Raw genomic sequence first — 11,985 nt, 5'->3', positions numbered from 1 at the left:
TGTAGGCTGTATGTGTACTGCTGACGTCAGTTAATTTAAAGGAACGGGGGATCTCTATGGCAGATCGAAAGACGCTGGTTTACGGGATCATCCACATTGGATCATCAAATGTATCGATGAAAATTGTGGAATATGCCAGCATGGATGAAATGCGCATCATTGAATCAGTCCGCAAGGACACCAGTTTCGGTGAGGAAGTTTTCAATCATAAGAAACTTTCTTTTGATTCAATACGCAAATTATGCCGTATGCTGAATGGTTTGAAACAGCTTTTATCGGATTACCAGGTGAAGGTGTATGCAGTTTATGCGACTGCAGTCATCCGCGAGGCGGATAATGCAAGATCCATTCTTGACCTGATCCGGGTCAATACGGGTTTTAATGTGCAGGTTGTCGACATGCCGCAGGAAATATATTTCAAGCATTTCGCACTGCAGTACTTATTGAGAAGATTCAACAAGGAACAGGAGGGGCGCCTGGGAAGGAATTTCCTGTTCGTGGATATTACTTCGGGCTGCGTAGGCCTTACTGTATGGGAACATGGAGCGCTTTGCTTCCAGCACAATGTCCATATCGGTACTCTCCGCCTTCTGGAAACATTCAAGACGAATCAGAGGGATTCCAGGTATTTCCCTGAAGCACTCGGGGAATACATCCATGCAATCATGGAACCGCTCTGGATGTTTGTCAGAAATCATCAGATTGATACAGTTATTTTCTCAGGCCGTGAAGCAAGGATCGTAGGGAAGCAGCTGAATCTTGAGCTGGACAGCCAGAGCATTGCGGAAGTGAAACCGGAAACCTTCTACAAATATTATGAAGAGTCGGGAAGGCTCTCCACTTCCATGCTGATGCAGAAGAACCACATCAGTGAATCCACCGCGGCTGTCATCAGTCCGACAGTCCATATATATAAGGAAATATTAGATAATATTCCCGCTACAAATGCGGTCATGATGGGCATGACATTTCTTCAGGCCTGCTGCATGTTCTACGGCGCGCAGAAGGTGAAGGATCCGGCGCTTCTATATATGAGAGCGCAGAATCTTGAACTCACCAGATCGATTGCAGAATCGTATTACTATGAACCGGCTCATGCCAAGGCGATGGAACTTTACAGCTATGTAATCATCAGAGCCTTTGACAGGTACAACGGCCTCAATGAAAGAGATGAATTCCTGCTGAGGATGGCCATCATCCTTTACCAGATCGGCAAGTATGTCAATCTGCTCGGATCCTCTTCCTCGGCATGGAATATTATCCGCGGAACAGATATATTCGGCATCTCCGACAAGGAAAAGGATATTGTGGCATGCATTGTCTATTACGACCATAAAGGCGAGCCGACGGATGAGGATGAACCCTTCCGCGTGCTTCCGGATGATTCCAAGATGACAGCCATGAAGCTTATTTCCATTTTCCGTCTGGTCCGTGCCATGGACATGTCCAGAAAGCAGAAGCTCAGGGATGTCACGGCAAGGATTACAGGTGATTCGCTTCTTATTGAATATGAGAGCGATGAGGACACAGCTCTGGAAACATGGATATTTGATAAAGAAAAAGAACTTTTTGAAAACGTGTTTGGCATGGAAGCCAAATTTGAACGGAGGTAGCTATGGACGTAGATGTTAGAGACCACCGGTATTATCTGAACCGGGAGCTGTCGTGGCTGCAATTCAACAGAAGAGTGCTGCAGGAAGCAGTCGATGCGAATAACCCTCTTCTAGAAAAATTAAAATTTCTTGCGATTACCAGTTCGAACCTGGATGAATTTTTCATGATTCGTGTAGCCGGATTGAGGCACCAGAAGGAAAATGGCGTCAAAAAAAGAGATATTGCCAACATGACGCCGGAAGAACAGCTGGAAGGAATTTCTGACGTATGCCAGAAGCTCGTTGCCCGCCAGTACAGATATTTGAAAGTTCTTCTGCAGGAACTTGAAAGTGAAGGACTGTACTTTATTCATCCAGATGAAGCTTCTCCTGAACAGAAAAGATGGCTGGAAGAATATTTCGAACGCGAGATATTCCCGGTAGTGACACCTATGGCTGTCGACTCTTCCCATCCATTCCCGTTCCTCGCCTCCAAGAGCCTGAACCTTGCCATGCTGCTGGAAAGAAATGAAAGGGACATGACGCAGGATGAAGAGAATGATATTGATATCAAGACTGCCATCGTTCCTGTTCCTTCCGTGCTGCCGCGCATTATCCGCCTTCCGGATAACAAGGACATCCCGGGAAGACATGATTTCATTTTCCTGGAACAGGTCATCCGTTATTATGCGACACGATTCTTCATCGGCTATGACCTTCTGGAAGCAAGACCCTTCAGACTTACCCGAGATGCCGATCTTTATATAGACGAAGAAGATGCACAGGATCTCGTTGTCGAAGTAGAACGCCAGCTGAAGAAAAGACAGAGGGGCGAAACTGTCAGAATCGAGTTCGAAAAAGGGACGAGCCGCTTTATGCGCCGCTTCATGACTTCTGAAATGAATCTTGAGAAGGAAGACATGTATGAGATTGACGGTCCTCTGGACATGACAGTATTCTTCTCCTTCTGCGGTATCAAGGGGTATGATCATCTCCGTTATCCGGAAGCTCATCCGCATCATCCATGGTCGATGATCCAGCTTGAAAAAGAAGGAAAGACCAATATATTCGACATGATCCGCCAGAAAGACCTCATGGTCCATCTGCCGTATGAATCCTTTGATGATTCTGTCGTCAATTTCGTAGCAGAAGCTGCCGCAGATAAGGACGTGCTGGCTATCAAGCAGACACTGTACCGCGTCAGCTCATCAAGCCCAATTATTCAGGCGCTTGAAAAAGCAGCACAGAATGGCAAGCAGGTCACAGTTCTTATGGAAGTCAAGGCCCGCTTTGATGAAGCCAACAACATCCTTATGGCGAGACGTCTTGAAAAAGCCGGGGCTCACGTTATTTACGGCCTTGTCGGCCTCAAGACACATTCCAAGTGTACACTTGTCATCCGCCGCGAAAAAGACGGCATCCGCCGCTATGTCCATGTAGCGACGGGCAACTACAATGCATCGACAGCCAAGCTGTATACGGACCTTGGCATCTTCACCTGCAATGATCACTTCGGAAGTGATGCATCCGCATTCTTCAACCTGCTGTCCGGTTACTCGGATCCGCCGATCTGGGATTCCTTTATCGTAGCGCCGATTAATCTTAGGGAACGCTGCGTGGAACTCATCGATCGTGAAATATCCTTTGCCCTGCAGGGGGAAAATGCACGAATCGTTGCAAAGATGAATTCTCTTCTTGATAAGGAAATCATCGCCAAGCTTTATGAAGCTTCCGGAGCAGGTGTCAAGATCGAACTCATTGTCCGCGGCATCTGCGTCCTGATACCAGGCATCCCCGGCATCAGCGATAACATTACGGTCAGGAGCCTTGTCGGAAGATTCCTCGAGCACAGCCGTGTATTCTGGTTTGAAAACGGTGGCCGCGAAGAATTCTATATCGGCAGCGCCGACTGGATGCCAAGAAACCTGAATGACCGCGTAGAACTTATGATTCCGGTCAAGGATGCTGAACTTTGCGAAAGACTCAAGAAGATGGTAACGCTTGAACTCAATGATAACCAGAAGGCACATATCATGCAGTCTGATGGTATGTGGATCAAGGAAGTGGCACCGGAAAACAAAGTGGGTGCACAGGCTGAATTCCAGAAAATAGCAGAAGAGAGAGACCAGGAAGCAGAAATGACACTGGCTCAGAAAATGGAACCTTACGTTCCTGTTTTCGGATCTTCCAAGGATTGATGCAGAATTTAAGATAAGTTCATAAATGTGACCCTGATAGATATCGTCAGGGTCATTTTTATGTGAAATTATGGGTTTTCCACGGGATGTGGACATGTCCTTTCTGAGTGGAAAAGTTTAAATTTTCCACTTTTATTTTTAAAAACATTCCATTTTGGGAATGAGACTATATCAAAATCGAATTTTTTGATAAAATTTCCCACTTGGGCACCAAAAATAGACATAGAAAAATCGCGATTTGTTAAAAAATGGGACAAAAAAGGGCTATCTCGAAAATCAGGAGGCGGAAGAAAGTGGTTAACAATTAGTGGTGCTAATTGCAGCTGACAGGGAAGAAAATACGATAAAATCTACTGATTTTAAGTAAGGGTTTTTCTAATATTTCTTAAATGTCTTTTTACAATAGACATAATTGACAATTAAATGATGCTAAAACACTCGGTAAATACTGATAAAACATAAAATTTTATATAGAATACTAGCGAAAATAGATACATTTTTATCTGGTGATAATTTCATAATAAAATCAGATAAAATATATATAAAACGCAACTTATAATATTGTCAACTGTCTGTAATTTGACAAAAAGTCTACCTATGATAGAATTAACGCCATAGGAGATAGATTTATGAAAACTTCAACACTCATTAAGGCAAAAAGAACAATAGCAGGTTCTCTCCTTTTGATTGCTGCTTTCAGTCAGACAGATATGGCTCTGGCAGCTTTCGGATTCGGAAACGCTGACGAAGCGAAGGTCGTTACCGTTTACGATGAAAAAGGAAAACAAGTCATTACGACGAATGCTACCAGTTTCAAGAGAGTGCTCAGCGATCTTGATGTTTCTCTCAATTCTTATGACAAGTACTGGACCAGTACAGATGAAGTCAGCAACGGTTCTATGGTTGTTGTTGAAAGAGCGGTTCCTGTAACCATCATCGAAGATGGTAAATCCAAAGTCGTTTATACGACGCAGCAGACGGTCCAGGGCGTAGTGGACGATGCAGGCTATAACTGGAAGAAGATGATGCCGATGGAAGACGGCATGACGAAGGTTAAGAGCGGCATGCAGATCCATGTTGTGCCATATACAGTGAAAAGGTTAAAGCGTACGGAAACGATGCCCGTCACATATAGAAAATGGTACGACGGCGGCCTTTCTTCTGATGCAACAGTCGTTGTTCAGGAAGGAACACCGGGAAAGAGAGAAGTCGAAGTAGAAGAAATTCTTTCTGGCGGCAAAGTAATCAAAACGAACATCATCCGTTCAAATGTCATCAGCAGGGGAACACCCGGCATGGCTAAAACGGGAAATCCTGAAGGTGCTGTGGGCTGGGTGACAACCATGCATGCCAGCGCTTATCATCCAAGTGACGGAGACGGCTATGGCATAACAGCAACCGGAACGAAAGCCGGACATGGCACCGTTGCCGTTGATCCAAGCGTCATTCCTCTTGGTTCCAAGGTATTTATTCCTAATTACGGGGAAGCAGTCGCTGCTGATACAGGCGGAGCCATCGTAGGAAACCGCATCGACCTCTGCATGGACACATTCCAGGAATGCTACAGCTTTGGCAGAAGAGACGTGGAAGTATTCGTCAACTATTGATTCTATTGATTCATTTTAAAATGGGACAGCATCGGAAATATCCGGTGCTGTTTTATTATGCCTGTGAAAATATGGAAGGGCCGCATATGATATAATGAAACAAAACAGGAGGGTTTTATGCTGACATTGGTTATTGCGGGCCTGACGGCCGTCTTGGATCAGATTGTGAAACTGATCGTTCAAGGAAATATGGAACTGGGAGAGACCATTCCTCTCATCAGGAATGTCTTCCATTTGACATACATCATCAATCCGGGAGCCGCCTTTGGCATATTTCCGCATCAGGAATGGTTCTTCCTTGGCATTGTTGTTGTACTCTATGCGGCATTCTTCATATTTAGAAGCCGGATACCTGCCAAACCGGTTTATTTTCCGGCAGGGGTTGGTCTCCTTTTAGGCGGTGCCCTGGGGAATGCCATTGATCGTGTCAGGATTGGCGGAGTCGTTGACTTTTTTGATTTCAGGATATGGCCGATATTCAATGTGGCTGATATTGCCATTTGCGTAGGCGTGGCTTTGATCGTTTTATATTTTTGGAGAAAAGACTAATGGGTAAAAACGTATATACAGTAAGTGAAAGTGAAAATGGACTGAGGCTTGATAACTTTTTGAAGGACAGATCCGGCCTGTCCCGCGCAGAAGTGCAGAAATGGATCAAAGAAGGCGGTGCCATTCTCTCTCCGGATAAGATGATCCGGCCGAACTACCATGTCCGTACAGGAGATGAGATTTTCTTTACCTGGGAAGAGAAGAAAGAACTGGAAATCATCCCTCAGGATATTCCGATCGACATTTTATATGAGGATGATGACATGATGGTCATCAACAAGGCTCGCGGCATGGTCATCCATCCCGGTTCAGGCAATCCGGATCATACGCTTGTCAATGCACTTTTGTACCACTGCGGGCCGAAACTTTTTGAAGCATGCGAGGATCCGCTTCGTCCGGGCATCGTTCACCGTCTGGACAAGGATACGTCCGGTGTCATGGTCGTGGCCAAGTCTGCCAGGGCATTTCCTGTCCTCAAGGAGGAAATTGCTACGCATGAAGCGCAGAGAATCTACGTGGCGCTCGTCCATGGACAAATGGAAGGAAATGCAGGCGTCATCCGTTTCCCTCTTGGAAGAAGCACAAAGGACCGCATGAAGTGGGACGTGCGGCCAAAGACCGGGAAACCTGCAGTGACGCATTTCCGCGTCCTTGAATTCATGCCTCATTATTCCTGGATTGAATGCCGCCTTGAGACAGGCAGGACGCATCAGATTCGTGTTCATATGGCGCACATAGGACACCCGGTTGTGAATGACCCCTTATATGGATGGAAGAAGGATGCGTTCCCGATTGAGGGACAGGCGCTCCATTCCCGTTTCCTTGAACTTCATCATCCGGTAACGGGAGAAGCCATGCATTTTGAAGCACCGGTGCCTGAAGATATGCTGCGCTGTCTTGAGATTGCTGGAAAGGATGAGCTTTGATGGATATCAGAACAACACATGTGCCGGGGTTTAAAATCGGCACAGCAGAAGACAGGGAAGGCCTTACAGGCGTGACCGTTTTTCTGGCACCTGAAGATGGTGCCGCTGCCGGCCTTGACGTAAGGGGATGCGCTCCGGGAACGAGGGAAACAGATCTTTTGAGTCCGGAAAAAACCGTGCAGAAAATTCATGCTGTCGTATTATCCGGCGGATCAGCCTTCGGCCTTGAAGCCGATTCAGGCGTCATGAGATACCTGGCAGAACAGGGAATCGGATTTCCAGTCGGTGATTCGGCTGTCCCGATTGTCTGCGGAGCGGTTCTTTTTGATCTTTCCATAGGTGATCCGCATGCATTCCCGGATCTTGAAATGGGAATCAAGGCGGCATCCGCAGCCGGGACGGATTTCCCCGTCGGCTGCTATGGCGCAGGAACGGGGGCATCTGTCGGAAAACTTACCGGATTTGAACATGCCATGAAAAGCGGAGCAGGATATGCTGAAATTATCCTTGCGGACGGACTCGCGGTAGGCGCCTATATGGCAGTCAATGCATGCGGAGAAATCTATGATCAGGATAAGATCCTGGCAGGAGCTCTGGCAGATGATGATCGTACCATTATTTCCTCGCACAGGCTGATGCTTGAAGGATATGAAAGAAATATGGGTGGAAATACTTCCATTGGATGCATCATCACGAATGCAGATCTGACAAAGACGGAATGCCGGATGGTTTCTACCATGGCTCACGACGGGCTGGCCCGCTCGATCCGTCCTGTCCATACATCCATGGACGGAGATACACTCTTTACCATGGCGTCCGGAGAAGTAAAGACAACCATCGATACAGTAGGGTATCTGGCGGAGGAAGCTGTACGCCTGGCAGTGCTTGATGCGGCCGCATCCGCAGAAGGCATGGGCGGAAGACCTGCTTACCGTGATATCATCAAATAATAGAAGAAATTAAATATAATCTTTGACAATTGAAGAATTATCTCGTACAATAGCTAAGTACCTAACTTTTGGGGATGTACCGGTTTCGACAGGAGATTCTGGTTCATAAACAGCGAGTCGGGATTTCATCTACCCCGTTAAACGGTGAAAAAACTTAAACGCAAAACGTGATTTTGCTTTAGCAGCTTAATCTGCTAATGTCCCCTGGCGTTTTCCTATGACCTCAGGCTGACATCAACCAATAGGATACCAATGAAGGAAGTCCGGGACTTCTGCGGAAAACTAATTCTGGAATCGGCAAAGGTAGTTTGTTCCTGTACGATACTTTGCTTAAACTCTAAAACAGTAACTGCACTCGGAGAAATTTATGGGACAGGCTTTTTGGACAGGGGTTCGACTCCCCTCATCTCCACCAAAAGCCATAGCGGATCGTGATGATCCGCTTTTTTGTTGCAAAGAAGATTATTACATCTGAACATTGACAAAAATCAATATGTAAGATATAATGAACTCACAATACAAATGCAAGTTCCCTTTCGGGAAGAAGGAGAAAATTATGATACAGCCAATTACAGGAACAGAAAACATTGATCAGGTTATCGCAAAGGGCGATGTCATTCTCGGTTTCAGCGCACCGTGGTGCGGATACTGCCGCCGCCTGCGCCCGATGGTTGAAAAGCTTTCTGAAGAAATCAGCCAGCCGATTTACGGCCTCAACTGCGATGTCGATGAAGAAATCACAAAACGTTATGAAGTGGAAACCATCCCGACCCTGATTTACTTCCATGACGGACAGCCGAAGGACCGCATTATTGGATACGGCACGGTAGGTTATCCGCAGCTCAAAGAGTTCATCGAAAAGAACTCCAAGTAATAGAAAACCAAAAAGCTGTGATTGGAATTATCCGATCATAGCTTTTTTTATTGCCTGAGGCCATTTTGGAAAAAGACTGCAATACTAACCTTCGTTTAATTGCAATTTTTCCGTGGTACAATAAATAAAAAGAGCAGAATTCTGCAAAGTGGTGCCGTTTCAAGGTATTGGCTTGCAAGTAAACCAACACAAGGAGAGCGAAAGCAATGAAGAGCACCGAAGATTTACGACTGGGAAAACAGTATCTTAAGATACGATCATATGACAAGGCTTTGGAGCATCTGACAAAGGCAGTCATTCAGGGAGACCGCGCTGCAGTGAGCCTTCTCTACAAACTGGGCGTCCACTTTTTTGATGAAAAAGAGTATAGGAAGGCGGAGCAGGCTTTCCAACTGCTGGCCGGCCGCGGCCATGCAGAAAGCTGTATTTATCTGGGAAAGATCAGTGAATACGGGGATACGGGACGGAAGGATATCCAGGCGGCTTTTGGCTATTATGCAGAAGCTTACCGGCTGGGGCTTCCGCGCGGTGCTTACAAGGCAGGCAAATTGATGATGCCGGATGCACTGCGCTCCGAAGAGGTCAGGGATATAGCTGTCAACTGGTTCATGGCGGCTGCAGAGGGAAATCTGTACCAGTCCTACGCCAAATTAGGACAGCTTTACAGTGTAGGGGCCTATGACAGATTTGCTGTTACGAGCCTTCGTGATGCCAAGAAGGCACTGTCATATTATCTGCAGGGGGCCATGCGTGGCGACGGGGAATGCATGGAAAGAGCGGGTCTTGCTTTCCTTCATGGATTTGGTACGGAAATTAATGTAAAGAGGGCAGCTATCCTCTTCCGGCAGGCGGCTGATCATGGAAGAGCGACGGCGTGCATGCGCCTGGGACACCTGTATGATTTAGGCATGGGTGTTTACAGGGATATGAAGCAGTCTGTATACTGGTACATGGAAGCATATCGGAGAGGCATTGAAAGAGGAAAAGCAGAGGCCGCACAGGTCTATCTCCATGCGGGAGTATCATCACTCCGCTCTGCAAGAAGCAAAAAAGGGAAAGAGCGCGCCGTGGAGTATCTGGAAGAAGCCGGATCGCTTGGATGCCTCGAAGCATACCGTGTTCTGGCGGAGACATCCTATGTAGACGGGGATCAGGAAAAGCGTCTGTATTATTTAAGAAAAGGCGCTGAAGCCGGGAGCGAAGAGTGCAGGAAGGACCTGATTTCCTACTATACCATGCAGGCGATGCCTGTCATGCGTTCTGTTTCCCGTCTTTCCGGACAGGCACATAGAAATAAAGAAGATAAGGAACTTTGGAATATTTACATTGCGCAGCTTAAAAAGGCAGAAGAATTATACAAGAAAGCTGCTGAAGCAGGAGATGCCGATTCCTGGGCGGTCCTTGCCAGAATGTATCTTTATAAAGGGCCGGAAGTAGGCGCGGGGAAGCAGGAATTCCTGGAAGCTGCTGAAAAAGGGGAAAATTCCAAGAGAATTGATACCAGAAAACTCCGCTGGCGTTTTTATGCAGGAGAGAAACCTACCGACGGGGAACTTTTGCATGAGGAAAATCCCAAAGAAGCATTCCGCTGTGCCAAGGAGCTTGCATCCAAGCGGCACGGAAGCTTTTATCCGATATTAGCTGAATATTATCAGAAGGGATATGGCATCAAAGCCAATCCTGAAAAAGCCGAATTCTGGCGGAGTAAGTTCAAACGATAAAGGGAGGATGGAATGGACACAGCAGAATGTTTGAAACGTGTTCGTGAAAGAAATCCGCTTGTACACCATATTACTAATTATGTGACGGTAAATGACTGCGCCAATGCATGCCTTGCCGTCGGTGGTTCGCCGGTCATGGCCGATGCTCTTGAAGAGGCAGCTGATATGAGCGGTATTTCAGATGCACTCGTTTTGAATATCGGCACTTTAAATGCAGATAAAGTAAAAGCTATGATTCTGGCGGGAAAAGCAGCCAATAAAAAAGGAATCCCTGTCATCTTTGATCCGGTAGGCTGCGGAGCAACATCATTCAGGAACCGGATGGCTGAAGAACTTCTGAAGCAGGTTCATATGGCGGTTATTCGGGGGAATGTCTCTGAAATACAATCGCTTGCCGGTAAAGATGCTCAGACAAAAGGTGTGGATGCCGGAACGACGAGCGGCCTTGACGAGGCTGCAGCAACGGCCAAAGCACTGGCATTAAGAGAAAAATGCATCGTGATTATAAGCGGCGCAAAGGATATTATTACGGACGGGAATACGACCATTCTCATTACGAACGGATGCCCTGAAATGGCTCAGATCACAGGATCCGGGTGCATGTGCACGACGGTTGTCGGCACATTCTGTGCTGCATGTTCTGAGAATCTTTTCGATGCCTCAAAAGCGGCCATGATGGCTATGGGAATATCCGGCGAAAAGGCATGGGCTGCATACGGAGTGCAGGGCCTTGGCCATTTCCATATGGGACTCATTGACTACCTGGGGAAAATAGATGAAGAAATGATTGCAAAGGACGGGCATTTTGAAAATGGCTGATTATACATTGTACCTTGTAACCGACCGTCATCTGGCTAAATCCGGAACTGTGGAGGAAATCGTAGAAAAAGCCATAGCAGGTGGATGCACGATGGTGCAGCTGCGCGAAAAAGAAGGAGATACCGGAGAGCTTCTCGAAAGGGCGCTTCGCGTAAAAGCTGTGACAGAGAAATATCATGTTCCTCTTATTATTGATGACCGTATCGATGTCATGATGGCAGCTGGAGCAGACGGTGTCCATGTAGGACAGAGCGATATGCCTGCTGCCATTGCAAGAAAGATGATCGGCAGTGAAAAGATTCTTGGCGTTTCAGCAGGGACTTTGGAAGAAGCACTGAAAGCGGAACAAGACGGGGCTGATTATCTGGGGGTAGGAGCCATGTACCAGACGGCAACAAAAACGGATGCCGATCTGACTACAATGGAGACACTGAAAGAGATAAAGAAACGGGTTCACATACCTGTTGTTGCCATCGGGGGAATTAATGGCAGGACAATTCCTGATTTTAAAGGAACAGGAATTGATGGATTTGCTATTGCCTCAGCCATTATGGCAGCGGATGATCCGGAAAAGGCGTCTATAGAATTGAAAGATGAAATCAGAAAGACGCTTGATCTGTAACTGATTTACCCGGTAAACACGGGGCTCTTCGCCTGTATTCTGGCGGAGAGCCCTTTTGTTTTGCATAGAGTATAAAGAAATTTAGAAAAAAGTGTTGACACCGGCTGCCGTAGGTGGTATTATCATA

At 46.6% G+C, this 11,985-nt stretch carries 10 protein-coding genes and 1 other RNA gene; all 11 read left to right on the top strand.

Annotated elements, in window-relative coordinates; genetic code table 11:
• Positions 1–56 precede the first annotated feature (56 nt).
• The 11 genes from M3200_RS01845 (at position 57) to thiE (ending at position 11,858) form a co-directional block, all read left to right on the top strand.
• Complete coding sequence (locus tag M3200_RS01845) at positions 57–1,613, top strand: Ppx/GppA phosphatase family protein (RefSeq protein WP_022381836.1); 1,557 nt, start codon at positions 57–59, stop codon at positions 1,611–1,613.
• Between the two features lie 2 nt (positions 1,614–1,615).
• Positions 1,616–3,790 (top strand): polyphosphate kinase 1, encoded by a 2,175-nt coding sequence (gene ppk1, locus M3200_RS01840; RefSeq protein ID WP_022381835.1) that lies wholly within the window; start codon positions 1,616–1,618, stop codon positions 3,788–3,790.
• 629 nt (positions 3,791–4,419) lie between these two features.
• Complete coding sequence (locus tag M3200_RS01835; protein ID WP_022381834.1) at positions 4,420–5,397, top strand: G5 and 3D domain-containing protein; 978 nt, start codon at positions 4,420–4,422, stop codon at positions 5,395–5,397.
• Positions 5,398–5,514: 117 nt separating this feature from the next.
• Complete coding sequence (gene lspA / locus M3200_RS01830; protein WP_022381833.1) at positions 5,515–5,946, top strand: signal peptidase II; 432 nt, start codon at positions 5,515–5,517, stop codon at positions 5,944–5,946.
• Positions 5,946–6,872 (top strand): RluA family pseudouridine synthase, encoded by a 927-nt coding sequence (locus M3200_RS01825; RefSeq protein ID WP_022381832.1) that lies wholly within the window; start codon positions 5,946–5,948, stop codon positions 6,870–6,872. The genes lspA and M3200_RS01825 overlap by 1 nt, the downstream gene beginning before the upstream one ends.
• Positions 6,872–7,822 (top strand): P1 family peptidase, encoded by a 951-nt coding sequence (locus M3200_RS01820; protein ID WP_022381831.1) that lies wholly within the window; start codon positions 6,872–6,874, stop codon positions 7,820–7,822. Before M3200_RS01825 ends, M3200_RS01820 begins: the two co-directional genes overlap by 1 nt.
• 70 nt (positions 7,823–7,892) lie before the next feature.
• Positions 7,893–8,237: a transfer-messenger RNA gene (gene ssrA, locus M3200_RS01815) on the top strand.
• Positions 8,238–8,378: 141 nt separating this feature from the next.
• Positions 8,379–8,696: a thioredoxin family protein gene (locus M3200_RS01810; RefSeq protein ID WP_022381830.1), complete on the top strand. Its 318-nt coding sequence runs from the start codon at positions 8,379–8,381 to the stop codon at positions 8,694–8,696.
• Between the two features lie 206 nt (positions 8,697–8,902).
• Positions 8,903–10,417 carry a tetratricopeptide repeat protein gene (locus M3200_RS01805; protein ID WP_022381829.1) on the top strand — a complete coding sequence of 505 codons (1,515 nt, stop codon included), beginning with the start codon at positions 8,903–8,905 and terminating at the stop codon, positions 10,415–10,417.
• Positions 10,418–10,429: 12 nt separating this feature from the next.
• Positions 10,430–11,236 carry a hydroxyethylthiazole kinase gene (thiM, locus tag M3200_RS01800; protein WP_022381828.1) on the top strand — a complete coding sequence of 269 codons (807 nt, stop codon included), beginning with the start codon at positions 10,430–10,432 and terminating at the stop codon, positions 11,234–11,236.
• Positions 11,229–11,858 carry a thiamine phosphate synthase gene (gene thiE / locus M3200_RS01795; RefSeq protein WP_108850986.1) on the top strand — a complete coding sequence of 210 codons (630 nt, stop codon included), beginning with the start codon at positions 11,229–11,231 and terminating at the stop codon, positions 11,856–11,858. Before thiM ends, thiE begins: the two co-directional genes overlap by 8 nt.
• The last annotated feature ends 127 nt before the right edge of the window (positions 11,859–11,985 follow it).

It is taken from the genome of Dialister sp. CAG:357 (genome assembly GCF_000435155.1).
GTDB classification, from domain to species: Bacteria; Bacillota; Negativicutes; order Veillonellales; family Dialisteraceae; genus Dialister; species Dialister hominis.
The sequence above is the reverse complement of the archived record's forward strand: the minus strand, read 5'-3'. Positions and strand labels throughout refer to the sequence as shown.

Excerpts from the sequence above, each read along its gene's own strand:
- M3200_RS01845 (WP_022381836.1), top strand. The coding sequence starts at position 57 with ATGGCAGATCGAAAGACGCTGGTTTACGGGATCATCCACATTGGATCA.
- ppk1 (WP_022381835.1), top strand. The coding sequence starts at position 1,616 with ATGGACGTAGATGTTAGAGACCACCGGTATTATCTGAACCGGGAGCTG.
- M3200_RS01835 (WP_022381834.1), top strand. The coding sequence starts at position 4,420 with ATGAAAACTTCAACACTCATTAAGGCAAAAAGAACAATAGCAGGTTCT.
- lspA (WP_022381833.1), top strand. The coding sequence starts at position 5,515 with ATGCTGACATTGGTTATTGCGGGCCTGACGGCCGTCTTGGATCAGATT.
- M3200_RS01825 (WP_022381832.1), top strand. The coding sequence starts at position 5,946 with ATGGGTAAAAACGTATATACAGTAAGTGAAAGTGAAAATGGACTGAGG.
- M3200_RS01820 (WP_022381831.1), top strand. The coding sequence starts at position 6,872 with ATGGATATCAGAACAACACATGTGCCGGGGTTTAAAATCGGCACAGCA.
- M3200_RS01810 (WP_022381830.1), top strand. The coding sequence starts at position 8,379 with ATGATACAGCCAATTACAGGAACAGAAAACATTGATCAGGTTATCGCA.
- M3200_RS01805 (WP_022381829.1), top strand. The coding sequence starts at position 8,903 with ATGAAGAGCACCGAAGATTTACGACTGGGAAAACAGTATCTTAAGATA.
- thiM (WP_022381828.1), top strand. The coding sequence starts at position 10,430 with ATGGACACAGCAGAATGTTTGAAACGTGTTCGTGAAAGAAATCCGCTT.
- thiE (WP_108850986.1), top strand. The coding sequence starts at position 11,229 with ATGGCTGATTATACATTGTACCTTGTAACCGACCGTCATCTGGCTAAA.